Origin of the sequence: Aeromonas sp. MR16 (assembly GCF_022549315.1) — a bacterium.
Taxonomy (GTDB): domain Bacteria; phylum Pseudomonadota; class Gammaproteobacteria; order Enterobacterales; family Aeromonadaceae; genus Aeromonas; species Aeromonas aquatica.
Genome location: NZ_JAKZFK010000005.1, coordinates 117,864 through 143,243 on the forward strand (window position 1 = coordinate 117,864; position 25,380 = coordinate 143,243).

At 58.9% G+C, this 25,380-nt stretch carries 24 protein-coding genes; 1 reads left to right on the forward strand and 23 read right to left on the reverse strand.

The genetic code is table 11. The features are described 5' to 3' along the window. Window positions 1-24: 24 nt before the first annotated feature. A complete protein-coding gene (locus tag MM194_RS06335) occupies window positions 25-1,389 on the reverse strand; it encodes an MDR family MFS transporter (RefSeq protein ID WP_241343058.1) in 1,365 nt (454 codons plus the stop codon). 175 nt (window positions 1,390-1,564) lie between these two features. On the opposite strand from MM194_RS06335, the gene MM194_RS06340 reads away from it, so the two are divergent. Further along, entirely contained in the window at window positions 1,565-2,161 is a 597-nt protein-coding gene (locus MM194_RS06340; RefSeq protein WP_241343059.1) for a beta-phosphoglucomutase family hydrolase, read from the forward strand. Window positions 2,162-2,346: 185 nt separating this feature from the next. Here MM194_RS06340 and MM194_RS06345 read toward each other — a convergent pair whose 3' ends face one another. The 22 genes from MM194_RS06345 to tapM all read right to left on the reverse strand — a co-directional run bounded on the left by MM194_RS06345 (window position 2,347) and on the right by tapM (window position 25,334). Then, window positions 2,347-3,051, reverse strand: a complete 705-nt coding sequence (locus MM194_RS06345) for an oligogalacturonate-specific porin KdgM family protein (protein ID WP_241343060.1) — start codon at window positions 3,049-3,051, stop codon at window positions 2,347-2,349. A gap of 112 nt (window positions 3,052-3,163) precedes the next feature. After that, complete coding sequence (locus MM194_RS06350; RefSeq protein ID WP_241343061.1) at window positions 3,164-4,474, reverse strand: lyase family protein; 1,311 nt, start codon at window positions 4,472-4,474, stop codon at window positions 3,164-3,166. A 12-nt stretch (window positions 4,475-4,486) separates the two neighbouring features. Next, window positions 4,487-5,893 carry a C4-dicarboxylate transporter DcuC gene (gene dcuC / locus MM194_RS06355; RefSeq protein ID WP_347006498.1) on the reverse strand — a complete coding sequence of 469 codons (1,407 nt, stop codon included), beginning with the start codon at window positions 5,891-5,893 and terminating at the stop codon, window positions 4,487-4,489. Window positions 5,894-5,945: 52 nt separating this feature from the next. Continuing rightward, window positions 5,946-6,824 carry an AraC family transcriptional regulator gene (locus tag MM194_RS06360; protein WP_241343063.1) on the reverse strand — a complete coding sequence of 293 codons (879 nt, stop codon included), beginning with the start codon at window positions 6,822-6,824 and terminating at the stop codon, window positions 5,946-5,948. A 525-nt stretch (window positions 6,825-7,349) separates the two neighbouring features. Next, entirely contained in the window at window positions 7,350-8,147 is a 798-nt protein-coding gene (locus tag MM194_RS06365) for a DUF1338 domain-containing protein (RefSeq protein ID WP_241343064.1), read from the reverse strand. 188 nt (window positions 8,148-8,335) lie between these two features. After that, on the reverse strand, window positions 8,336-9,802 hold the full coding sequence (gene astD / locus MM194_RS06370) for a succinylglutamate-semialdehyde dehydrogenase (RefSeq protein ID WP_241343065.1): 1,467 nt from the start codon (window positions 9,800-9,802) through the stop codon (window positions 8,336-8,338). Window positions 9,803-9,869: 67 nt separating this feature from the next. Further along, window positions 9,870-10,889: an arginine N-succinyltransferase gene (gene astA, locus MM194_RS06375; RefSeq protein WP_241343066.1), complete on the reverse strand. Its 1,020-nt coding sequence runs from the start codon at window positions 10,887-10,889 to the stop codon at window positions 9,870-9,872. Window positions 10,890-10,965: 76 nt separating this feature from the next. Next, a complete protein-coding gene (locus tag MM194_RS06380) occupies window positions 10,966-12,183 on the reverse strand; it encodes an aspartate aminotransferase family protein (protein ID WP_033131021.1) in 1,218 nt (405 codons plus the stop codon). A gap of 278 nt (window positions 12,184-12,461) precedes the next feature. Then, a complete protein-coding gene (locus MM194_RS06385) occupies window positions 12,462-13,043 on the reverse strand; it encodes an aminodeoxychorismate synthase component II (RefSeq protein WP_033131020.1) in 582 nt (193 codons plus the stop codon). Between the two features lie 21 nt (window positions 13,044-13,064). Next, the gene (locus tag MM194_RS06390; RefSeq protein WP_033131019.1) at window positions 13,065-13,280 is read right to left on the reverse strand and encodes a hypothetical protein; all 216 of its coding nucleotides are present in this window, start codon (window positions 13,278-13,280) and stop codon (window positions 13,065-13,067) included. Window positions 13,281-13,402: 122 nt separating this feature from the next. Beyond that, the gene (gene trpS, locus MM194_RS06395) at window positions 13,403-14,407 is read right to left on the reverse strand and encodes a tryptophan--tRNA ligase (RefSeq protein WP_033131018.1); all 1,005 of its coding nucleotides are present in this window, start codon (window positions 14,405-14,407) and stop codon (window positions 13,403-13,405) included. A 34-nt stretch (window positions 14,408-14,441) separates the two neighbouring features. After that, a complete protein-coding gene (locus MM194_RS06400; protein ID WP_241343067.1) occupies window positions 14,442-15,107 on the reverse strand; it encodes a phosphoglycolate phosphatase in 666 nt (221 codons plus the stop codon). Further along, window positions 15,097-15,768, reverse strand: coding sequence for a ribulose-phosphate 3-epimerase (gene rpe / locus MM194_RS06405; protein ID WP_241343068.1), 672 nt, complete (start codon window positions 15,766-15,768; stop codon window positions 15,097-15,099). Before rpe ends, MM194_RS06400 begins: the two co-directional genes overlap by 11 nt. Window positions 15,769-16,058: 290 nt before the next feature. Continuing rightward, window positions 16,059-16,931 carry a Dam family site-specific DNA-(adenine-N6)-methyltransferase gene (locus MM194_RS06410; protein ID WP_033131015.1) on the reverse strand — a complete coding sequence of 291 codons (873 nt, stop codon included), beginning with the start codon at window positions 16,929-16,931 and terminating at the stop codon, window positions 16,059-16,061. A 70-nt stretch (window positions 16,932-17,001) separates the two neighbouring features. Then, the gene (locus tag MM194_RS06415) at window positions 17,002-18,555 is read right to left on the reverse strand and encodes an AAA family ATPase (protein ID WP_241343069.1); all 1,554 of its coding nucleotides are present in this window, start codon (window positions 18,553-18,555) and stop codon (window positions 17,002-17,004) included. Then, window positions 18,545-19,627 (reverse strand): 3-dehydroquinate synthase, encoded by a 1,083-nt coding sequence (gene aroB, locus MM194_RS06420; protein ID WP_241343070.1) that lies wholly within the window; start codon window positions 19,625-19,627, stop codon window positions 18,545-18,547. The genes MM194_RS06415 and aroB overlap by 11 nt, the downstream gene beginning before the upstream one ends. A 16-nt stretch (window positions 19,628-19,643) precedes the next feature. After that, window positions 19,644-20,162, reverse strand: a complete 519-nt coding sequence (gene aroK / locus MM194_RS06425; protein ID WP_033131012.1) for a shikimate kinase AroK — start codon at window positions 20,160-20,162, stop codon at window positions 19,644-19,646. Window positions 20,163-20,353: 191 nt separating this feature from the next. Continuing rightward, window positions 20,354-22,573, reverse strand: coding sequence for a type IV pilus secretin PilQ family protein (locus MM194_RS06430; RefSeq protein ID WP_033131011.1), 2,220 nt, complete (start codon window positions 22,571-22,573; stop codon window positions 20,354-20,356). 16 nt (window positions 22,574-22,589) lie between these two features. Then, a complete protein-coding gene (locus MM194_RS06435; RefSeq protein ID WP_033131103.1) occupies window positions 22,590-23,117 on the reverse strand; it encodes a pilus assembly protein PilP in 528 nt (175 codons plus the stop codon). Between the two features lie 2 nt (window positions 23,118-23,119). After that, a complete protein-coding gene (gene tapO / locus MM194_RS06440; protein ID WP_033131010.1) occupies window positions 23,120-23,719 on the reverse strand; it encodes a PilO family type IV pilus biogenesis protein TapO in 600 nt (199 codons plus the stop codon). After that, the gene (tapN, locus tag MM194_RS06445) at window positions 23,716-24,285 is read right to left on the reverse strand and encodes a PilN family type IV pilus biogenesis protein TapN (protein WP_033131009.1); all 570 of its coding nucleotides are present in this window, start codon (window positions 24,283-24,285) and stop codon (window positions 23,716-23,718) included. Before tapN ends, tapO begins: the two co-directional genes overlap by 4 nt. Then, window positions 24,273-25,334 carry a PilM family type IVa pilus assembly protein TapM gene (gene tapM / locus MM194_RS06450; protein ID WP_033131008.1) on the reverse strand — a complete coding sequence of 354 codons (1,062 nt, stop codon included), beginning with the start codon at window positions 25,332-25,334 and terminating at the stop codon, window positions 24,273-24,275. Before tapM ends, tapN begins: the two co-directional genes overlap by 13 nt. Window positions 25,335-25,380 lie beyond the last annotated feature (46 nt).

Sequence of the window (25,380 nt, forward strand, 5' to 3'; positions counted from 1 at the left end):
CTCTTGCTATGCGCGATACAGCCATCAGGCGGGCATGCTGGCCAGCTCGTGGCGCTTCAGGGCCAGCAGGGTGATGAGCAAGGCGGCGCTGGCAATCAACGCCATGCCGACGTAGGTGGCGCCGAAACCAGGTGCCAGCTCGGCCGGGCTCAGGCTCGCCAGATCCCGGCTGCTACCCGCCGGCAGGGCGGAGTGGAACAGCATGGCGCAGATGGCGACCCCGACCGCGCCCCCCAGCTCACGGCCGAAGTTGAACAGGGACATGCCGATGCCGCGATCCTCCCGTGGCAGGGCATTTTGCACCACCACGGAGAGCGCCGGCAGCACCAGTCCGAGGCCCAGACCGGCGAGCCCCAGCCCCAGATTGGCCCAGAGATCGAAATGAATTTGCCACAGTGCCAGCGCCGCCAGGGCAAAGCCCGTCACCACGAAGCGCCGGTAGTGACCGGTGCGGCCGATCAGCTTGCCGCCGATGAAGGCACCCGCCGTGATGCAGACCATGAAGATCACCATGTAAAGCCCGCTCTCGCTGGCCCCCATCCCCTTCTGCCACTGCATCTGCAACGGCAGATAGACCAGCACGGCGAACATCAGCAGCTGGGAGGCCAGCGCCAGCAGCACGCTCACCAGATAGCCGGGCAGCCGCACCAGATGGGCCGGCAAGATGGGATCCTGGGCGCGCCGCTCCACCAGGATCAGCAGCAACAGGGCCGCCGCCAGCCCCGCTGCCAGCCAGAGGGCGGACAGCGTGGTGTCCGGCGAGAGCAGCAGCAAGGTGAGGGTGGTGACGGTAATGAGCAGCCCTGCCCCCTTCCAGTCGAAGCGGCTGTGGCGACGCACATTGAGGTGGCCGAGGTTACGATTCACCAGCCAGAGCGCGAGCGCCCCGAGCGGCAGGTTGATCCAGAAGATCCAGCGCCAGCTCAGTTGCTCGCTGAAGTAGCCGCCGAGCAGGGGCCCGGCGATGCTGGAGACCGCATACACCGCCGAGATGTAGCCCTGATACTTGCCCACCTCCCGCGGCGGTATGCTGTCGGCGATCACGGTGAAGGCCAGGGCGATAAGCCCCCCGCCCCCCAGCCCTTGCAGCACCCGGGCCCCTAGCAGGGTCGGCAGATCCTGGGCGAGGGCGCAGGCCACGGATCCCGCCAGAAAGAAGCCGATACCGATATTGAGCATCCGCACCCGGCCAAAGAGATCGCTCAGCTTGCCGTAGACCGGCAGGGCGGCGGTGGCGGCCAGCAGGTAGGCGGTCACCACCCAGGTGAGGGCGGCCCCGGCGTTCAGCTCGGCGCCAATGATGGGCAAGGGGGTGGTGACAATGCTCTTTTCCAGCGATCCCAGGGCGATCACCAGGGCCACGCTTGCGAAGATGGTTTTGGGGGACATAGAGGGATCTCGCTACTATAAAATGCCAGGAACCGGGCGACAGGGCTCATTATTGTCTCATAGATCACCCGGCAATGGCGAAAACCACTGCCCCTGCCGACAAGCATGAGCCCGGTCGCGGCATCCGGCCGGCGGATCTGATACTGTGAGCCTTTAGCCAAGAGGAAGCAGTCCCATGACCGAGCAGTCCCGCTTTGAGCAATACGACGCCCTGATCTTCGATATGGATGGCACCCTGGTGGACTCCATGCCCCTGCATCTGGATGCCTGGGAGCTGACCAGTGCCGAGTTCGGCCTGCCGTTCGATCGGGCGCAACTCAATGAATATGGCGGCATTCCCACCCGCAAGATCGTCGCCATCCTGGCCGAGCAGCACGGGCTGAGTATCGACATCGAGGCCTTCGCCCGCCGCAAGATAGCGCTCTACATGGAGCAGATCGACAAGGCCGGCGTCTTCCCCCAGATGTGGGAGCTGGTCAGGCAGCACCACGGCAAGGTCCCCATGGGCATAGGCACCGGCTCACCGCGCAATCAGGCCGAGCGTATCTTGCGAAGTACCGGTCTCGATGCCTATATCTCGGTGCTGGTGAGCGCCGACGACGTGACCAACCACAAGCCCCATCCCGATACCTTCCTGCGAGTGGCCGAACGGCTCGGCGCCAATCCGGCCAACTGCCTGGTGTTCGAAGACACCCGGATCGGCATCCAGGCGGGCAAGGCCGCCGGCATGGCAACTGTGCTCGCCACCGAGGGCGAACTGCAGCTGGTGTAAACAGGAGATAGCGCAATAGGGTACGCGAATAGGCACGCGGCCCCATGCCGGCCGCCCATGTCGTCATGATATGAAGTCTGGTGGAGACCAGTGGAGGGGGAAATAGATGAACCGGCTTTCCGTGCCCGACCTCCCTATGAGGTCTGCGGCAACAGAAAGCCGGTGACTCAAACCTTCAGCCTGGCTTAGAAGTTGTATTTGATGCCGAGGCGGTAACGCATTTCCATCTCGTCGTTGTCGTGTTCGCTGTTATAACGCGGCACATAGCCAATTTCCGTGTAGGGCACCCACTGCTTGTTGATGGGCACGGCGACGACGACGTTATACAGCCAATTGCTGTGATCGCCCTTGTAGTCCTCGTAATTGGTAAACTTGTATTCGTAGTCCCCGGTGATGGTGAAGCCCTCTCCCTTATAACCGAGCTCCCAGTTGAGCTGGTTGTAATTCTTGTCGGCGGCGGTCGGCTTCTCATCCTTCTGGATACCACCACGCCAGCGCAGGGTGGTGAACCAGTTGTCGGTGATGGTGTAGAACGACTTCACCTGGACGCGATAGCCGATATAGGAATCCCCCACATCCAGGTTGATGGCCGGCGCCAGCGCCAGCTTGTCGGTTAGCTGAAACTTCTTGCCCACTTCCCACTCGCTGCCGCTGCCGCTCCAGTTGCCATTACCGTCCTTGAAGCCGTCCGCCTGTACGTCTGAGCCCTCCGCCATCTTGCCCTCGACGCTGAAGAACAGGCCATCCTCCGTGGCATGGGAGAGCTTGAGGCGATTGGCCTGGGTCTCGCTATCGGCCTTGTATTCATGGCGATAATCCAGGGTCAGGGCCTGTGCGCCCGCGGAGGCCAATGTCAGTGCGACCACACTCAGTTTTACAGCAAGTTTCATTATTTACTCCAACTGTTCTGTGTAAAAAATGTATATGGATGCCCCTCCTGCCGGAAATGTCAGGAAGAAGGGGAAATATAAAATGGGTTATTTAATTAGCGGGGAATGGCTATCAGCAATATTCCAGTCCGACATAGGATCGCGGGGCTATCGCCTTTTCAAATTCATCGACGGACAGGAATGCATGCAACTCAGGCTGGCGAATATAAGCTTCGCTGAAAGAGATGGCCTCTTTCTTGGCCCGCATGATGATGTCATATACGGCCTCATGAGCTTTCGCCTTCCCCAATCCTTTTTTCGACAGCACCATCATCACATTCTCGGCGCTGATCATGCCCTGGGTAATATCGAGGTTGCGCTGCATGGCCGCACGGTCAATAAAGAGATCCTGCAACAGCGCCTCCGTCTTCAGCATGATTTCATGGGTGAGCAGATTCGCCTCCCGCAGTGAATTGTCGATGATCAGGTTGCTGCAGCCATCGGCTTCGAAGGGGCGAACGGCCATGTTCAGCATGGTGCTGGGCAGGTTGAACAGGATGCGCGCGTTGCCGATGATACCGTAGCAGAGGGCCGGGTTGATCTTCTGAGGCATGGTGCTACTCCCTATCTGACCCTCGGAGAAGCCCTCGCTCATCTCCGAATATTCCTCGGATGAGCTGATGTAGACCTCCTCGGCAATCTTGGCGCAGCTCTGGGCAATCAGGGTCAAGTTGTTGACGTACTGGCACATATGCACCCGGATCGAGCGGCTGGGGATCTTCATCTCCCCCATCTCCAGCAGCTCGGCAATCCGCGCCTGCATGCTGGGCCCCACCTCTGGCAGGGTATGGAAGCCCCCCACGGCGCCCCCCATCATGACCTGGAAGATGCCTGGCGCCGAGCCGACCAGAATATCCTTGCACCTCAGCAGTTCGTCTTCCCACACGGCGAACTTGGTATTCAGCAAGATGGGCAGCGCATGCCTGGAATGGGTCCTCGCCGCGATGACGACATCTTTATTCCGCCGTTTCAGTTCACCTATATTGACCACCATCTTGTCGATGAGGGTAATAAACTCCTGATTGAATTGCTTGCAGAGGTACAGCTCGGCCGTCTGCTGAATATTCTGGGTGGTGATGCCGTAGTGAATATATTTGGCGGCCTCATCACCCACTATGCGCCCCAATTCATTGAGGACAGGCACCAGCGGGTGTTTGGTCTTGATATAGCCCTGGATGATATTGTCCCGATCGAGCAGCCCGATATCACAGTGCTGAATGATCACCTCCCCCGCTGCCTTTGGGATGATGCCGAGCTCAATCTGTACCTTCGCCAGAATGGCCTCTATGTCCAGCCAGGTCTGATAAATATGAGTGTCTTCGTAGATATTCTCGAACCCGTTGCGGTTCAGGGTATAGCTCGTCGGATCGTAGCATGTGGTCATTTTATGGCACCATTAAGAGAAAATAAGCTGGGTGTAGAACAGGGTGGAGAAGATACCGACGATGCAAGGGATCAACGCCCGCTTCAGCACCTCGAACGGGCTGACATTGGCCGCCACTGCCACCGCAATCACCACGGCCGCAACGGGGGACAGGGAGCGGCCAAAACCGGCGGCGTGTTGCATGGGCACCAGCATGAGCACCGATTTCACACCGGCCGCGGCCGACAGCTCGGAACCCAGGTTGGAGAAGCTGACGAAGGCGGCACTGCCTGACCCGGTCAACATGGCGGTAAAGGCGATGATCAGCATGCCGAACAGGGTGATCAGCAGATAGTGGACATCACCCGCCAGGATCATCGACTTCATCGCGTTGACGGCACCGATGGCATCCAGCCCCAGCGTGAACATGGTGGCGGCCACGATCAGGACGACCACGGTGCTGAACGCCCCCGCCATGCCTTTGAAGAACTCGAAGGAGTGATCGAGCGCCAGTTGCAGACTCTTCACCCTGAAGGCATCGATCACCACGATCATGATCAAGGAGGCAAACATGGCGATGGGCGCGTTGATCTTGACGCTGGCGATGCCAATGTCGGAGAAGATGAGCAGCAGCGCCAGGGGGAGGAAGGGCAGCATGGCATAGAGTCGCGAGTAAGGGGCGCCCTGTCGATCGTCCTGCTCACCGGCGACCTTGACCTCGGTCTGCGGACGCTTGTGGCCATCACGCTTGTCAAACCACTTCTGCACGAAGAAATGGGTAACCGCCACCGTCAGGGTGACCGGTATGGCCACCAGGATCTCGGTGCTGGCAAAGTATTCGGTGATCGACATATCCAGCAGCTCGGCCGCGACGTTGGAGTTGCCAGAGCCCGGGCCCAGATCGAGAGAACCGCAGGTACCGATCACCACGGCGGCCGAGAGCGGGCTGACCCCGGCTTGCAGCAGGATCGGGTAGAAAGAGATGAGCAGCAGCATGGCCAGCCCGGCCGGGCTCGGGATCACCAGGTTCAGGGTCTGCCCTATGATGAACGCCAGGGCCAGGATGAGATAAGGCTTGTTGATGAGCTGCAGTGGCTTGGCACAGGCCTTGACCAGACTGTCGGCGGCACCAATCTTGCTCATGTAGGAGGCGAATCCGGCCGAGGTCATGGCGATCATGCCGATGGTCGCGGTGCGCTCCGACATGATGGCGCTGAAGGCCCCGAACAGGTCGAAGAAGGTGGATCCCGTCGAACTGAATTTATATTGTGCCCCCATAAAGTCGGCAATGCCGCCCTGGGTGAATACGACGCCCACGGTCAGCATCAGCAGGCCGGAAATCGTCAAGGTGGTATGAGTCTGATAGTTCTTTATGATCATATACATCGTTATAAAAACGATGGGCACAGCCATATAAGCAATCATGGACAGCTCTCTCATTTAACAGAATAAATCATGGTGAAGGCAGCAATCACAACCCAACCGACAGGATTTAATTAATGCCTTGTTTGTATTGCCTTGGAGATAGATTGAAATAACGCTTGAATTGATTCGAAAATTCGTATTGCGATGAATATCCCAGTTCGTTGGAGATCTCGGATATCCGCAGATTGGTCGTTCTCAGCAGGGTGCAGGCTTTATCCAACCGACACCTTACGATATATTTCATCAGCGACAGTCCGGTCTGCTCCTTGAACTCCTTGCGAAATACCTCATAGTTCAGCCCCAGCTCATCACAATATAGTTTTAAATCTATGCGCTGATGACAGAGTTCATCCAGTGCCAGCTTGACCTGATTGACCATGTTGTTTTCATGGTGCTCAGGATGATTCATCGAGCCATTAAAGAGGGCGCCGAGCAACTCGATGAACTTGATATACACGCTGGGCATATCCAGCTCGCTGGCGTTCTTCACAAACTCCATGAAACTGGAGAAGTGATCGATGGCCTCCAGCGGGCTGGCCGTTTGAAAGACGACGGCGCCGTGCTCAGGGATCAGGAATGAAGCCAGGTGTTCATACAGAGCCCGGTCGCAATCCAGATAGACTTCTTTCCAGGCGGGCAGGCTCTCGCAATGGCTGGAATGGCGCTGGCCGGGTCTGCGCAAGAAGACGCTGCCCTTGCCAAGGGAATATTGCTGGCCTTGCTCATCGATATAATTTCCCCTGCCATCCAGCACCAGTACCAATGAAAAATAAGGGAAGCTGACATTGACAAGCGCCTTCGATTTTCCGTTCCGGTTTATATATCCACAGCCAATCCAGCTATCGCTCGACCCCAGCGTCTTGGAATAGTTGACCGAAGGCACAGACTGGTTTCCAACAGGCTCTATAAATGGCACCAGAATCTGATATTTGTGTTGGTTTTCCATATATTGACTCTAGAGTGTTATTTCGTGAGTCCGATTCACTTCATAAACAGCTGAATTACATCGACTGCATATCAGTATGCTTTACATACTATGTCGCCCAAAACTACAATAACATGTCAATTCTGGATTTAAAGATATGTTTATTGGGATGGGTCAAGGGCTGGATCACATATTTGACAAGCCGTTTGGAAAGCGGACCTGAACTACTCTGTATAATGAATGGGTGATCCAAGCCGATATATTACGTTCACAAGGCCGCAAACTTATTAGTGTCTTCCGTATTATTTCAAGGCGATAGAATAAGCCGCTCGCCCATGAATAGTATCCGCTGGAGACCACTCGGACGCATCTGACAACAAATATTCCACGCCATGACGCGAAATAACCCCATATGCCGCTCTCTGCGCCCATGAGCGCGCAGGCACGTGAACGGATCCATCCGAAAAGGTGGGGCAGAGACGATGCCGGCCTGTGCCAGCACCATAAAAAACGCCCCATGCGGGGCGTTTTTAGCGTTCTGGGCCATCACATGGCGTTGGTGGATTCGAAGATCTTGTCCGCCGAGGCCTCGACGAAGCCCGGGTAGAGCACGCCGTCGGCCTGGGGATAGCGCCGGGCAAATTCGTAGAAGCAGCTCGGGATGGCGCGCACGCCATCGCTGAAGGGCACGTCCGCCTTGTCGGCCATGGTGGAGGACTGCTCCAGCATAACCTGAGGATCCCCCTTCACCTCGCCGCCCACGGTATTGAGCACAAAGCCCGCCGCCTTCAGGGCTGAGTTGACCTCTTCTATGGTCTCAAAATCGGCCAGCCGGTTGATGTTGACCGTGAAGTGGTTGGCGCGATAGCCCCAGGCCGCCATCCAGGCCGCATACTCGCTCTCGGCCAGCAGGGTCTGGTAATCGCTCCAGGAGACCTGCCAGGGGGCGCCCGTATAGAGGAAGGCCGGGGTATCGGTCAGGTGATCGGGCACCTGATCCACCAGCTTGTGAATGATGGCCTGAGCCGTCTCGGAGAGCTCTTCCACCTTCAGCTCGCTGATGAACACCTTGGGGGCGTCTGGATCGGCGTGTTCGAAGTGCTTGGCGTAGAGCTTCTTGGCCTTGAACACATACTCGCCCTTCTCCTCGTACCCCAGGGCACGGAAGTGGGTAGCCAGTTTCTCCAGCCCCAGCTTGGGCAGGTTGTAGGTACGAAACGCCACGTGATCGTTGATGATGGGGGCGCCGCCCCCCAGCAGCTGATGAACCTGATGGGCGCTCGGGGTGACCTGAATGTAGTTGTCCCACAGATGGCCAAACAGGGTCTCGATATCCTTTTGCATCTCTCTTTCCTTTGATTGCGGGTACAGACAAGGGCACCTCTGAGTGCCCCTCTTTATTTTCTTGTTATCAGAAGGTCAGGCCGGGGGACAACTGATCCGGCATGGCGGCTTTGCTGTCCTCGACGGAGGCGACCGGGCAATGGGTACAGTAGTCGGCCAGCACCTGCCTGTTCATATCGGCCTCTTTCCTAGAACGTCAGGCCAGGCGACAGCTGATCCGGCATGGCGGCTTTGCTGTCTTCCACCGAGGCGACCGGGTACGCACAGTAGTCTGCGGCGTAGTAGGCGCTCGCCCTGTGGTTGCCGGAGGCACCGATGCCGCCGAAGGGCGCGGCACTGGAGGCGCCTGTGATGGGCTTGTTCCAGTTGACTATGCCGGCACGGATGCGCTTGAAGAAGTGCTGCCAGTCTGCCTCGTTGTCGCCGAGCAGGCCGGCCGACAGGCCGAAGCTGGTGGCGTTGCCCTGATCGATGGCGGCATCGAAGTCGTCGTAACGGATGAGTTGCAGCAGCGGGCCGAAGTACTCTTCATCCGGCAGTGCGCTCACCGCGGTCACGTCTATGATGCCGGGGGAGACGAAACCGGTGCCCGCTTCAAGATGCTTGAGCACCAGCAGGCTCTCGCCACCGAGGCGCTGCAGCTTGGCCTGCGCCTCCACCATGCCGAGCGCCGCTCGCTCGCTGATCATGGCGCCCATGAAGGGTTGATCGGCGGCGTCATAGAGGCCAACCTTGATCTGACCGACCACGTCCACCAGCCGCTTGACCAGGGCATCGCCCCTGGTGCCGCGCTCGACAAACAGGCGGCGCGAGCAGGTGCAGCGCTGACCCGAGGTGATGAAGGCGGACTGGACTATGGCGTGGACGGCGCCGTCCACATCGCTCACGTCTTTGACGATCAGCGGGTTGTTTCCCCCCATCTCCAGCGCCAGGATCTTGCCCGGCTGACCGGCAAACTGCTGGTGCAGGAAGTGGCCGGTGCGCGACGATCCGGTGAAGAAGAGGCCGTCGATGTCCGGATTGCCGGCCAGCGCCTTGCCGGTCTCCACTTCGCCCTGCACCAGGTTCAGCACGCCCTTGGGCAGCCCAGCCTCCTGCCAGATCTTCAGCATGGCCTCGGCCACCATGGGGGTCAGCTCGGAGGGCTTGAACACCACCGCATTGCCGGCGATGAGCGCCGGCACTATGTGACCGTTGGGCAGGTGACCCGGGAAGTTGTAGGGGCCGAACACCGCGACCACGCCGTGAGGCTTGTGGCGCACGAACGCCTTGGCACCCGGCATAGGATTCTCAACGGTGCCGGTGCGCTCGTCATGGGCGCGGATGGAGATGGCGATCTTGCCCTGCATGGCGGCGACCTCGGTGCGGGTCTCCCACAGCGGTTTGCCGGTTTCACGGGCGATGGTCAGGGCCAGCGCCTCCTTGTGCTCGCCGAGCAAGTCGGCGTATCGGCGCACTATGGCCAGACGATCCTCGAGGGCCAGATCGGACCAATGGTAGAAGGCATGGCGAGCGGCACTGACGGCGGCATCGACCTGGGCGGCGCTGGCTGCCCCCCCTTGCCAGATCACTTCATTCTTGGCCGGATCCTTTGACTCGAACGGCTTGCCTTCACCGGCCAGCCACTGCCCATCGATAAGTTGCACTAAAGACATATTCACTCCCTGTGGTTCACAGGCAGCCGTGGCTGCCTGCTTCAGATGTTATGGCCTCGCCGAGCCGTCACTCCAGATCGACGACCCGCACCATGTCGCCATTCTCCACCTTGAGGGCGGTCGCCATCTTGGGCGGAATGATGGCTTCGCGCTTGTCCAGATCGACCCGGATGTTACCGTAACAGGCGCGGTACTGATCGAAACGGGTATTGCACAGCAGATAGGTATGACCGCCAATGGGCTCACCGACCAGCACCCGCAGCTTCTGGCTGCGGCGCACACTGCGAATGTGTTTCACGTCGCACTCGACGGTGGGGCCCGCATCGAAGATGTCGACGTAGCCGCGGTTCACGAAACCCTCGTCCTGCAGCATCTTGATGGCCGGGCGGGTCTTCTCGTGGGTCTGGCCGATGACGGCCCGCGCCTCGTTGCTCAGCAGGTTGACGTAGATCGGGTACTTGGGCATCAGCTCGGCGATGAAGCGCTTCTTGCCGATACCGGTGAGATAGTCGACGGTGGGAAAGTCCATCGAGAAGAAATGCGTCTGCAGCCACTCATAGAAGGGGCTGTGACCGTCGCCATCGGAGACGCCGCGCATCTCGGCAAAGACGGTTTCATCGAATAATTCCGGGTGCTCGGCCATAAACAGGAAACGGTGCTTGGAGAGCAGTCGGCCATTGAGCCCCTCGCGGGCGCATTCACGCAGGAACAGGGTGCACAGCTCGGAGTTGCCGGTGTAGTCGTTCGACAGGGTGAGCGTCTCGACCACGTTGTAGATGCCGAGCTTGGGGGACGAGTGCACCACCTTGCCGATGTGATAGTTGTAGAACGGCTGGGACAGGCCGACGGCCGCATCGATGGCACAGGTGCCGACCATTTCGCCGGTCTCCAGATCCTCGGCCACGAAGAAATAGAGGCAGTCTCCCTTGCCGGCAGGCTTGTCCAGGAAGGTCTGGGTCGAGGCATCGATCTTGCGTTGCAGCAGCTCGTCGTTGACGGGCAATGAAGTCATGCCGGTGCCGGATTCGATGGCACAGGTTTTGAGACCGGCGAAGTCGCGCTGCTCGATAGGACGGATAACCAACATAAATGACAACTCCCTTTCATTGACGACAGGTGGGGTCCCGGCTCCTGCCGGGAGGGCTCCCCACCTCAATTCCTGATCAGGCGTTGATAACCTGAGCGACCGCTTTCTCGAACCGGGCCAGACCTTCCTTGATGTCCGCTTCCGGGATAACCAGTGAGGGTGCGAAGCGCACCACGTTAGTGCCCGCTACCAGCGCCATCAGCCCCTGGTCGATGGAGGCCAGCAGGAAGTCACGGGAGCGGCCCTTGAAATCATCGTTGAGCACGGCTCCCAGCAGCAGCCCCTGACCACGCACTTCGCTGAAGCAGTGGTACTTGGCGTTGATGGCCTCAATGCCGTCACGGAACAGCTGCTCGCGCTGCTTGATGCCGTTGAGCACTTCGGGGGTGTTGACCACATCCAGCACGGCTTCCGCCACGGCGCACGCCAACGGGTTGCCGCCGTAGGTGGAGCCGTGAGTGCCCACTTTCAGATGAGCCGCGATCTCGCTGGTGGTCAGCATGGCGCCGATGGGGAAGCCGCCGCCGAGCGCCTTGGCGCTGGTGAGGATGTCCGGGGTAACGCCCAGACCCATGTAGGCGTACAGATCGCCGGTACGACCGACGCCGGATTGCACTTCGTCATAGATCAGCAGGGCATTGTGCTTGGTGCACAGCTCGCGCACCCCCTTGGCAAACTCGTCGGTGGGACGAATGATGCCACCCTCCCCCTGCAGCGGCTCCATCACCACGGCACAGGTGTTATCGGAGATGGCGGCAGCCAGCTCGGCCAGATTGTTGTAGGTGACATGGGTGATGTCGGCAGGTTTCGGGCCGAAGCCGTCCGAGTAGGCAGCCTGGCCGCCGACGCTGACGGTGAAGAAGGTACGACCGTGGAAGCCCTGATGGAAGGCGATGATCTGGGTCTTGTGGGCACCGAACTTGTCGATGGCGTAGCGACGGGCCAGCTTGAGGGCGGCCTCGTTCGCTTCGGCACCGGAGTTGCAGAAATAGATCTTCTCGGCGAAGGTGGCGTCGACCAGCTTCTTGGCCAGGCGCAGGGCCGGCTCGTTGGTCATCACGTTGGAGAGGTGCCACAGCTTCTCACCCTGGGTTTTCAGGGCCTCGACCAGCTTGGGATGGCAATGACCGAGGCCATTGACCGCGATCCCGCCCGCGAAGTCGACATACTCGCGGCCTTCCTGATCCCAGACACGTGATCCCTCGCCGCGCACCGGAATGATCTTGGCGGGCGCATAGTTGGGAACCATCACTTCATCAAACACTTCACGTGTCACTGCCAACAACTCTGACATATCGCTCTCCTGCTAGCTGGCGACAGAATAATCCACCGCTTAAAAGTTAAATCCATGTAAACACATCGGCATTGTCACAGAAAAAAAGCTAAAAGTCTGCAACAAGTCGAGTTACAGGGAACAATGTTCGATTGCCTGTGAGATTTTAGGCAGCCACATTGCATAACGGCTCAGGGGGGGTTGGCAAGAGATAATTTGGGCAGGAAGAGGGGTGAATAAAGTGTCAGAGAAAATATTTTTGGCCTCATTCCTATTCTGGGATGGGCATCACGATTTTTTCAGGAGGCGGCTAAAAAATTGTCCAGCAACTGGTGGCCCTGCTCGCTCAGAATACTCTCCGGATGGAACTGAACACCTTCCAGCGCCAGTGTTTTATGCCGCAATCCCATGATCTCGTCGACGCTGCCATCGGTGTGCTCGCTCCAGGCGGTCACCTCGAAACAGTCGGGCAGGCTCTCGCGCTCCACCACCAGCGAATGGTAGCGGGTGACCCGCAGCGGATCCTTCAATCCCTTGAACACACCTTCTCCCCTATGGCGAATGAGGGACGTCTTGCCATGCATCACCCGGCGGGCACGGACCACACGGGCGCCAAACGCCTGGGCCAGGGATTGATGGCCGAGGCAGACGCCGAGGATGGGGATCTGGCCCGCGAACTGGCGGATGGCGGCAAGAGAGATGCCCGCCTCGTTCGGAGTGCAGGGACCGGGGGAGATCACCAGATAGCGGGGGGCGAGCCGGATGATGTCATCCAGGCTCAGCTCGTCGTTGCGCTTCACTACCACCTCCTGTCCCAGGGCGCCAAAATATTGCACCAGATTCCAGGTAAAGGAGTCGTAGTTATCGATCAACAACAGCATGGGATAACCGAAGGCAGAGGATCAACGATCCAGATAGCGGCCCTGTTCCATTTCACGCTCGCGCTGGCATTCGGCCAGATAGATGGCGGCGGCGATGGCCGGGGTCTTGTGGTATTTGTCGATGGCGTTGGAGACCATCAGTTGCAGGGTGTTGAGGTTCTTGGCCTTGCGAAACTTGCGCAGCCAGTGACCCTTGTCACCCAGTTCTTCAATCACGGAATTTGATTCGACAGACATGCTTTCTCTTGGGGCAAATACCCGCGTTTGACATTGGAAGAAGGAATCGCGAATAAGGGTCGGGTAAAACAAAGAAAGCCAGGCAGATACCCAGCTCTCTCCTACTACACCTTCCCAGTATGTCAGGCTCGAGGAACGAAGCCGACTACATCATATACGCTGGTCAGGGTTTTTTCAGCCCTTTCCCGCGCCTTTTGTGCTCCAGCCGCCAAAATTGCCTGCAGATGAGTCTCATCCTGACGCAGCGCGTGGAAGCGGGCCTGGATGGGCTCCAGCAGGGCGACCACGGCCTCGGCGGTTTCGGTCTTGAGGTGGCCGTACATCTTGCCTTCGAAGTGCTGTTCGAGCTCGGGGATGGAGCGACCCGTCACCCCGGACATCAGGGTCAGCAGGTTGGAGACCCCCGGCTTGTTCTCAGGATCGAAGCGCACCACTGCCGGCTCGTCGGAGTCGGTCATCGCCCGCTTGATCTTCTTGATGATCTGCTTGGGATCTTCCAGCAGGCCGATGAAGTTTGCCTCGTTGTCATCAGACTTGGACATCTTCTTGGTCGGATCCTGCAGGCTCATCACCCGGGCGCCATCGGCCGGGATAAAGGGCTCCGGCAGGGTGAACACCTCGCCGTGCAGGTTGTTGAAGCGGGTGCAGATGTCGCGAGTCAGCTCCAGATGCTGCTTCTGATCGTTGCCGACCGGCACCTGATTGGCCTGATACAGCAGGATATCCGCCGCCATCAGCACCGGATAACCGAACAGGCCGACGTTGACGTTGTTCTCGAAGCGGGCGGACTTGTCCTTAAACTGGGTCATGCGCGACAGCTCGCCCATCTGGGTGTAGCAGTTCAGGATCCAGCCGAGCTCGGCGTGTTGCGGCACATGAGACTGGATGAAGACGGTGCTCTTGGCCGGATCGATCCCCACCGCCAGATAGAGGGCGGCGGCATCCAGGCAGGCCTTGCGCAGGGCAGCGGGCTCCTGGCGGGTGGTGATGGCATGCAGATCGACGATGCAGTAGAGGCAGTCGAAGTCATCTTGCATGTTGACCCACTGACGCAAGGCCCCCAGGTAGTTGCCGATGGTCAGCTGGCCCGAGGGCTGGGCCCCGCTCAATACGATTGGTTTAGTCATGAGAGTGTGAATCCTTGTTGTTCAGCCAGCGGCATTACTCGGCCAGCAGGGCATCGAGCTGGACAAATTGCTCGCATACCCAATCCGGGCGGGAATCGGCGATGGGGCGGCCATAGTTGTAGCCATAGGTGAGCCCCGCCACCTTCATGCCGGCGGCCTGGGCGGCCAGCACGTCATTTTCGGAGTCCCCTACCATCAGGGTACGGGACGGGCTGACACCCAGCTCGTGGCAGGCGTGCAGCAAGGGCGCCGGGCTCGGCTTCTTCTCGGGCACGCAGTTGCCCCCCAGCCAGAGCGCGAAGCAATCGGCGATGCCGAGGGCATCCAGAATGGGCTGCACGAAGTGGCTCGGCTTGTTGGTCACTACCGCCTGGCGGTAACCGAGCCGTTGCAGGCGACGCAGGCTCTGCTCGACCCCCTCATACATGCCCAGCCCTTCCAGCAGGCAGGCCTGATAGTGCTGGTCGAACAGCGGGCGCGCCCTGGGGAACAGCTCGGGGGCCTCGCGGTAATCCAGCGCACGCTGGATCAGCTTGTCGGCCCCGTTACCGACCCAGGTGCGCACCACGGCCTCGTTGGCCTCGGCCAGCCCGAGATCGGAGAGGGTACGGTTGACCGCCAGCGCCAGCTGGGGGGCGCTGTCGATCAGGGTGCCATCCAGATCGAACAGCACCAGATCGAAGGGACGTTCAACGGACATGAGCCAGCTCCGCCCGCATCTGATCGATCACCGCCTTGTAGTCCGGCTTGCCGAAGATGGCTGAGCCGGCCACGAACATGTCCGCCCCGGCCGCGGCGATCTCGCGGATGTTATCCACCTTGACACCACCGTCGATCTCGAGACGGATATCGCGGCCGCTCTCGTCGATCAGGCGACGCACCTGACGCAGCTTGTCGAGGGTACCGGGGATAAAGCTCTGACCACCGAAGCCCGGGTTGACCGACATCAGCAGGATCACGTCCAGCTTGTCCATCACGTACTCGAGGCAGGTGAGCGGCGTGGCCGGATTCAGCACCAGGCCAGCCTGACAGCCCTGCTCCTTGATGAGACCCAGGGTGCGATCCACGTGATCGGACGCTTCCGGATGGAAGGTGATCAGGTTGGCGCCGGCCTTGGCGAAGTCCGGGACGATGCGGTCCACCGGCTTGACCATCAGGTGCACATCGATGAGCGCCTCGATGCCGTAGTCACGCAGGGCCTGACAGACCATGGGGCCTATGGTCAGGTTGGGGACATAGTGGTTGTCCATCACGTCGAAATGCACCACGTCGGCACCGGCGGCCAGCACCTTGGCGACATCCTCACCCAGACGGGCAAAATCGGCGGAGAGGATCGAGGGGGCAATCAGAAAGTCTTTCATCAGCGTCATCCATTGGCAGCGTGGCAGAAAAAACGGCGCAATTTTACCGCAAATATCCGATGAAAACGACCCGAACACGGGGAGGAAGCGCAAGCCACTGGCTTTACCGCCCATATCCACCGAAAACAGCCCGAACAGGGGGAAGAAAAAGTGGACCGCCAGCGTTACCGCCAATATCCGATGAAAACGACTCAAGCGCGGGGAGGAAACCGCAGAGGCCAGCGGCTAGCCACCGAAACCGGTCTCTGGGCCCGAAAACGCTAGCGGCACCCGAAGGTGCCGCCAGAGGATCAACCCAGAGGAACCAGCTCGGTCTCGCTCGGATAGTAACCTTGTTCCGGCGCTATGCCCGGCGGGTAAAGTGCCAGCAGCTCGGCCACCTTGTTGCGACTGCCGCCATTGCGGCTGATGGTGCGCTTGACCAGGATTTCATCCAGCCGGGCACCGCGATACAGCTCCCGCGTCAACTCGAGGTCGTGATTACTGATGAGCACAGGCACCCCCTTGTGGGCGGCGGTGTGGCGTGCCAACCGGGCCAGCAGGGCCTGATCGTCCAGGGTGAAACCACCGGCCGAATAGCTGGTGAAGCTGGCCGTGGTGGAGAGCGGCGCGTAAGGGGGATCGCAGTAGATCACCCAGTCTTCCTCTGCCCTGGCCATGGCATCGGCATAGCTCTCGCAGATGAAGGTCGCCTTCTGTGCCTTCTCGGCGAAGGCCCACAGCTCCTTCTCCGGGAAATAGGGCTTCTTGTAAGAACCGAACGGTACGTTGAAACCGCCCTTCTTGTTGTACCGACACAGGCCGTTGAAGCCGTGACGATTCAGGAACAGGAACAGCTGGGCCCGCTCAAAACCGGCTTCGGTCTGGTTGAACTGGGTACGCAGTCGATAGTAAGCGGTCTTGTGGTTGTACTCGGCCACAAACAGCTTGCGCGCCTCGCCGATGAAGCTGTCCGGCTGCTGCTTGAGGTGATTGTAGAGACCGATCAGATCCGGATTGATGTCGTTGAGCACGTAGGCATCGTAATCGGTGTTGAGAAACACCGAGCCCGCCCCGACGAAGGGCTCCAGCAACACACGCCCGGCCGGCAACCGCTCGGCTATCTCTTCAACCAGGGAGTATTTTCCCCCGGCCCATTTTAAAAATGCGCGTGTTTTTTTCATGGAAATCCGGTGTTAAGAAGGCAACGCTCAAAAAAGGGGGACGATTCTACCCCCTTCGCAGGGCGAATGGCTATTGCTTCAACTCTTTTTGTATCTGGGCAAACGACTTGGGCCAGGGTTGTCCCTTGAGCAGGGCCGGGGACAGCTTGCGGATCGCCGCCTTGGCCTGGGTGCTGTTGGCGTAATCCCCCTGCACCACCACATACCAGGGGCTGCCACGGAAGCGAGTCTTGTAAACCCACACCTTGCCCGCCAACCCATGCTCGGCCACGAAGCTATCAACCGCCTGGGTGTTACTCGCCCCCATCAGCTGGATGCTGTAGTGATCCTTGGCCTTCTGGTTCAGGGTCGCGGCCGGCGTCAGCGCCACCTTGGGGGCCGGCGCCGCCACAGGGGCCGCGGTCACGGCAGGCTTGAGCGCCGCCTGAGCCGCCGCAGATCCACTCTGGCTCTTGGCCGAAGTGGTGGGCTGGCTGGCTTGCGCCACCAGTCCCTGGGTCGAGACAGCCTGGGAGCCGGCGCCTGTCAGCTCGTCCACCACCGCCGTGGGCAGGGCACCGCTGACATTGGGCTGCTTCATCAACTGTTCGACCACCTCGTCGGAGATGACGACCCGGCGCCCCTCGTAATTGGTCGACTCGGTCGTGACCGTCTCGCTCTCGACCTTCTTGGGCAGCGGCTTGGCCTCGGGTTGCCAGTCTCGCGCCACCTGATTACCGCCGGTGGTCTGGGCGGCGCTGGTGCCACCGACACTGAGCGGATCCTTGGCGACGGGATCGGGCAGGGCCGTCCCTTGCGAGGAAGTCTGGGAGCCATCCTTGCCCGCCTCATCGAACCCCTTGCCATCAAAAAACGGCAGGTAACTCAGGGCCAGTAAACCGGCGGCGACCAGGGCCAGCACGGTCGCTATCTTCTTGACGGGCAACTCGGCCTGACGCTTCTTGGGCCTTCTGTCGGTCATGATATCCTCCAATGACTGCATGATGGCGGACGGGTGTCCGTTTGCCGCACTCAGCATCTCTTCAACTTTCGACTTGGGCAAGAGCGCCGCCGGGATCTTGAGCTCTTTGGCCTTCTCGTACAAGAAGATGCGTTGCTCCGGTGCGCTCAGGGGCGCGACTTCCAGCTCGAGTGCGGGCATAGCCCGTCCCTTGAGCGCCCCCTTCCGGCTGCGACACCAGGCGTCATTGCCCGAGAGCAGGATCGCCAGTTTGTGGGGATTCTCGAGGGTGTCATTATGGCGACAGAGCGCCCACAACTCCCCGACCAACTCGGCAGGCAGCTCGTCGGCGCGCTCGATCAGCAGCAGCAGGGTCGAGGACTTGCCCTCGAGCATGCGGAAGAAGCTGTCGGCCAGCGCATCCTGCGGATTGAACAGCGGCCTGGCCACCACCTGCTGCAACAGCAGCTGGCGCACATCCGTTATCTTCATGGCGGCGCTGCCGATGAGGCTCACCACCCGCACCTGGTCCGGCAGCTGGCCCAGCAGAGACTCGCACAGGGTGCCACGGCCGCTGCCGGCCTTGCCGGAGAGAAAGATGAAGGGGTGATTGAACTCAATCAGGTGCAGCAGCCGGTCAACCAGCTGCCGCTGGGAAGGGAATTTCAGCAACTTATTGGTCACGACCAGACTCGATCACCGCCATCAATTGGGCATCCGTCACATCGGCCACCACCTGGGCGTGGCCGATCCCGACCGGCAGCACCAGCCGCAGCTTGCCCTCCAGCACCTTCTTGTCACGGCGCATATGGCGAATGAAGGCCGCAAAATCCATCTCGGCCGGCGCCTGAACAGGCAAATCTGCCGCCAGCAGCAGGGCGCGGATCCGTGCAACCTGTTGTTCGGTCACATCGCCACGGGCCAGGGCCGTGTCCGCCGCCAGCATCATGCCCGCCGCCACCGCCTCGCCGTGCAGCCAGTTGCCATAGCCCTTCTCAGCTTCGATGGCATGGCCGAAGGTGTGACCCAGATTCAGCAAGGCACGCACGCCGTGTTCGGTCTCATCTTGCGCGACCACATCGGCCTTGATTTCGCAGCAGCGGCGAATGGCATAGGAGAGCGCATCCGTATCGAGTCGCTGCAGACGCACCATGTTGGCTTCGAGCCAGGAGAAGAATTCAGCATCCCAAATGATGCCGTATTTGATCACCTCGGCCATGCCGGCTGCGAATTCGCGGGCAGGCAGGGTCTTGAGGCATTCGGTATCGATGACGACATGTTTGGGCTGATAGAAAGCGCCCACCATGTTCTTGCCGAGGGGGTGATTGACGGCGGTCTTGCCGCCGACGGAGGAGTCAACCTGGGAGAGCAGCGTGGTAGGCACTTGAATGAACGGAATGCCACGTTGGTAGCTTGCCGCAGCAAAGCCGACAACGTCACCTATCACGCCACCTCCCAGAGCGATGAGGGTGGTGTCACGACCATGGTTGGTTTCCAGCAGAGCAGACATGATCCGCTCGAAGGTTGCCAGGGTTTTATGGGCCTCGCCATCCGGCAGGATCAGGTGTTCCACCTGAAAACCGGACAGCAACTGAATGATCTGCTCAAGATACAAGGGGGCAACGATGGTGTTAGTCACTATCATGACCCGCTTGCCCTTGATGGTCTGCGTCAGCACCTCGGGGCGTTGCAACAGACCAGCAGCTATCTCAATCGGGTAGCTGCGTTCACCCAATTCGACCTTCAACCTTTCCATGGACGTCCTCTATTGATTACATGCCAATCAACTTAACAATTTGATTAGCAACAATTTTTGCACTTTGATCATCGGTCTGGATGACAAAGTCAGCCACTTCTTCATACAGGGCATTGCGTTCTTGCGCCAGACGCTCAAGCACTTCACGCGGCGGCTCTTCGGTTTGCAGCAGGGGGCGACGCTTGTCTCTCTGGGTACGTGCCAGCTGCTTTTCAATGGTGGTTTCGAGGTAGACCACTATGCCACGCGCAGAGAGCTTGTTACGGGTTTCGCGACTCTTGATAGCGCCGCCTCCCGTGGCCAGCACGATGCCTTGCTGTTCAGCAAGATCACCGATGACCTTCTCTTCGCGGATCCGGAAACCCTCTTCGCCTTCAACATCGAACACCCAGCCGATATCGGCACCACTGCGGCGCTCAATCTCATGATCCGAGTCGAAAAACTCCATGTGCAGTTGTTCTGCCAGATGTCTACCTATGGTGCTCTTGCCCGCACCCATGGGACCTATCAGGAAAATATTGCGTTTCTCAGCCATGTCTTTTCGTTAGTAATTACAAACTGTATGGCCCCGGTAAACACTCGACCGGGGTACCTATGAACCTTATCTTGCGATGGATCAGGAGGGGGATTATCTCAATAGAAATCAGGACTGGCAACCGCAGCCCTTACGCCCCAGCCTCATTGGGGCGTAAGGTTATATGTGTTTTACCCTCATATGTAAAGTTTTCAGAGGGCGTCGGTGACTATCCGCGGGGTCACGAAGATCAGCAATTCCCGCTTCTTGTTCTCACTGGTGGTTTTCTTGAACAGATAGCCAAGGCCGGGAATATCGCCCAATAATGGCACCTTGCTGACATCGCTCTTGATGGTCTGCTGATAGATGCCACCGAGCACCAGGGTCTCGCCGTTGTTGACCAGCACCTGAGTGGTGATCGACTGGGCGTTGATGGAAACGGCATCCCCGGTACCGGTCGGGACTGTTTCCCCCTTGGTATCCTGGGTCACGGTAAGATCCAGAATCACCCTGTTGTCCGGGGTGATCTGCGGCGTCACCTTGAGACTCAGCACCGCCTTCTTGAAGGTGACCGAGGTTGCCCCGCTGGAGGAAGACTCCACATAGGGGATCTCGGTACCCTGCTCAATCAGGGCCGGCTTCTGGTTCGCGGTAGTGACACGCGGGCTCGCGATGATCTCGGCCTTGCTCTCTTTTTCCAGTGCCGAGAGCTCGAGATCCAGTAAGGTACCGTTCGCCAGGCGCGCCACCTGGAATGCCAGGGTACCGGCGGCATTGGTCACCGGCAGATTGACGTTCAACCTGTCCTCGACATCTGGCCGGGTAATGGCGGAGGTACTGGCATTGTTGCCCGACCCGTCGTTGCCCTCTATGGTGCCCGAGGTGCCATTGCCATGACCATCGGTCTTGGTCACCCCCCAACGCACCCCCAGCGCCTCATCGAAGCCGTCATCTATGGTCACCATGCGCGCTTCGATCACCACCTGCTTGACCGGGATATCGAGGATATCCAGCATCCGCTTGACGTTGCCAATGACATCCGCCGTGTCCTTGACCACCAGTACGTTGGTCCGCTCGTCTACACTCACCGCCCCCCTGACAGAGAGCAGCTTGGTACTCTCGGAGGAGAGCAAGGCCGCAACCTCGGCCGCCTTGGCATAGTTGATCTGCAGATATTCGGTATACAGCGGCGCCAGATCGGCCACCTGATTGCGACTCTCCAGCTGTTGCTTCTCACGGGCGGCAATCTCATCCGCCGGCGCCACCAGCAGAATGTTGTTATCCAACCGCTTATCCAGCCCCCTGACCTTGAGAATGATGTCCAGCGCCTGCTCCCAGGGCACGCCGTCGAGACGCAGGGTGATGTTGCCGGAGACGGAATCCGTGGTCACCAGGTTGAGATTATTGAAGTCGGCGATGATCTGCAGCACGGTTCTCACAGGAATATCCTGGAAGTTCAAGGAAATAGGCTTGCCCTGATACTGCTTAGCCGCGGTCGTGGCGACACGCTTCTTCACCTCTATGATGAACATCTTGTCGGCCTGATCGTAGCGATAATCAAACTGACCATTGACCGAGATCTCAAACAGGGTGTCGTTGCCCTGGCGGAAGACCTCCACCTGGGAAACCGGGGTTGCGAAATCCTGCACGTTGATGAGATTGAGCTGATCGTCCGGTATCCGGGTCCCATGGAACTTCGCCAATACCTTCTGGCCACGGCTGCTGACGTCTACCGCCGCCGAGCTGTTGTCCAGGGTAACGAGAAACTCCCCCTGTCCCTCCTTGCCACGGCGAAAATCCACCCCCTTGACTGAGTTGAAATAAGCACCGTCTGTATTCGCCTGCGAGACGGACAACACAGGTTTACTGGCGGCAACAGGGGCGGGAGCCGCCACGGGAGAGGAGACAGCCGCGGGCTGGTACTGAGATTGGTTCTGGGCGATCCGCTGGGTATCAACCAAGGCCGACTGCGTCACCGGCTGGCTCCTGACAAGCGCCGATGAAGTCGTCGTGGGAGACGCTGCAGCGGTCACAGTCGATTGACTGACCTTTTCTCCCAATGACACCAGCAGTTTATTGCCTTGTTGATGGACCTGATAGGGCGTCAACTGATCGAGCGCTATCTTGATATCGAGCCCCTCTCCCTTGCCCTCTACCTTGAGGCTGTCCACCCCTTGTTGTTTGATGGGCAACGGATTGACCGTCAACGCTCCTACTGCACCTGGCACATGCAGCAGTAGCTGATTGGGTTCATAAGAGAGTCTGTCGGTAAAGCTGCTCACCGGCTCGCTGAAACTCAGTTCCAACAAGAGCTGATCGGCCAACAGTGGATTCACCTTGACCTCCTGCAACGTTGGTACTGCCCACACCTGACCACATACACCAAGACACAGCAGCGCCACGCCGGTCATCCTGCTTATTGTTGTTCTCATCTCTGCTCATCCCTGATCATAGTTTTGCGTCGAGATTGGCCATGGCCAGCTGAGTTTCTCGGGTGACCCAGCATCCTTTGCCATCCGGTACCGTCTCCATCAAGTCAACATGGGTGTTCGTGATCTTGATGACTCTTCCCTGATCCAGCCCTATGTATTGATTCAGCCCGACCCGTACCGCCTGTCCGTCTGGCGTATTGATCAAGGCCCACAACTGTCCTTGTTTACCAATCGAGCCCTTCATGCTCAGGCTGGCCAGCGAATAGCGCTCCAATACCTCCTTGTCTCGATTGGCCACTATCTGGGCGCAATCCGGTTTGGCCTTGGCATCGATCCTGGAGCTGGTCTCTGGCTGAGGCTCAATGAACGGGCTGCGTTGATCACTTCGCTGATAGGCCATTGGAGTAAATGGCTTTATTTCCGGCAAGGGCTCGATAGGAATGGGCTGCCTTGCCTTGGTTTGCTGCACATATTCATCCATGTCTTCCTGTCCGCCACAAGCCGTTAACAACAGCACCGGCAAGAGGAGGCCGATCACTCTCATGCTCATGGCTTCTGCTCCACGGTTTTACCGTTGTATTTGTAAGTTTTGGCCTGCATGGACATGCCAATCATCTCTCCTTGCTCCTTGCTTTGATTGAGCAGGAAGGACTCCAGGATCACGATACGCGGCAAGGCGGCCATGTCGGCCGTGAATTTACCGAGCTCGTGATAGGTACCCACCACCTCGATACGCATGGGAAGCTCGGTTGAAAACTCGTGCTGGATCTCGGCCTCCCAGTTGATCCTGTTCAGTTTGAGACCGTTGTCGGTGGCAATGAAGCTGATGTCATCCAGCAGCCCCGCCACTTCATGGGTATTGGGCAACTGCTTGAGCTGGGTATCCACCAACTGTTCAAGCTGCACCATTTGTTTCTTGTATGCTCCCAGGTTGGCAGCCAGCATGGCCTTGCTCTCGAACTGGGCCTTCAACTCATTCTCTTTGCCCGCCTCCTGGCGCAATGCCGTCAGAGAATTGGCAATCACGTAGTAATAGATGGCGCCGCCAAGCAAGGCACAACAGAACAAAATGAAGACCCCCTTTGCCACCTTGGGCCAGCGGGCTATGTCATTGAGATCCAGATCATTGAGCTGTTGCAGGTTCATTCTTGCCCCTTAGCGACATTCAGGGTCGTGCCAGCAATCTGGAACATCATGGAGAACTGGCTGAGTGCAACGGGAGCCACGTCTGCCGTGAAGATGGTGCTGATTTGTGATTGCCCCAGCCAACCCGAACTGTCGATGCGCCTCATCATGCTGGCAACCCGTCCATAGGCTTCGGCCTTGCCGTTGACATCGATCCGATTGTTTTGCAGTGCAAGGGTATTGAGGTAGACCCCGTTGGGCACCAGCACGGGTAACTGGTTGAACAGGCGCACCGGTATGTTGCGCTGCGTCTGTAATTGCTCGATGAGTTGCATGCGATCGATCAGCTCCTTGCGTCGATCCTTGAGCAACCGTATCTCCCCGAGTTGGGCATCGAGTATGGCCATCTCCTGTTGCAGCCGTTGATTGCGCTGTTGCTGATAACCAATCTGCTGCATCACCAACCAGTCGATGGCAAACGCCAAGGATGCTGTCGCCGCCAGAAAAATCCCGATCATGGCGCCAAACTGCTTCTTCTGGTGCTGGGCCCTGGCCACTCGCCAGGGCAGGAGGTTTATATTTGACATGGTGTGAAGCTCCGCAGTGCCAGACCCAACGCAGCCATGTACTTGGCCCCATGAGTTTCCCCCCCATCTCCCTTGGGTTTGCCAAACAACACGAAGGGATCGGGATGCAAGACATCGCAATTAAGCTCGCGACCTATCTGCTGAGCCAGGCCCGGCAACAAGCTGCCACCTCCTGTCAGCACCAGTCTGGATAGTTCCTTGTTGCCCGACGAGCTGCAAAACAGCTGCACATTGCGCCTTACCTGAAGCACAAGCGAACTGAGATGGGGTGAGAGCACATCGACTTCATGATCCGCAGGCAAGTTGCCCTTGATCTTGGCAAGCTCGGCCTCCTCCAGACTCATGCTGTAAAAAGACGCCAGGGCCTGGCTGTATTGATCGCCCCCGAAGTTCTGCAAGCGGGAGTAGATGATCTGGCCTCTGAGCAGGGCGGCAAAGGTCATGGCACTGGCACCGATATCGATGATGCCGATCGGCTTATCCGCTGTCTGCAACTCGGGCAGACAGGCCAGCACAGCGCGTCCGAGCGCATGAGCCCCCACGTCCACCACCTTGGTGATCATGCCCGCCTCGGTGAGCGCACTGACCCGGCCGCTGACGCTTTCGGTACGGGCCGCGCTGAGCAGCACCTCCTGGCGGGCCTCGTCGGTCGTCATGCCGAGGATCTCGAAATCCAGGCTGACCTCATCGAGGGGGAAAGGGATGATTTGCTCCGCTTCCAGCTGGACTTGACTCTCCAGTTCGCTGTCGCTGATCTTGGCATCGACCTGGATGACCTTGGTGATGACGTTGGAGCCAGTCACCGCGGTGGCCACGTGCTCGCACTCCCCCTGAATGAGGCGCTTGAGTGACTTGAGGGATTGGCTGACCCGTTCGATATCCTGCAATTGGTAATCGACCAACGTGCCCTTGGGCGTGGCTATCTCGGCGACCGATTCGAGATGCACCTTGCCGGGACGTCCGCTGAGGGTGACGGCCTTGATGGTTTGACTGCCAAAATCAATACCCGCCAAGGAGAGGAGGGATCCTTTGCTGAATAGCCCAAACATATACACATCCATGCGTTATTGGGTTTTAGGACTTATTGTAGGACAG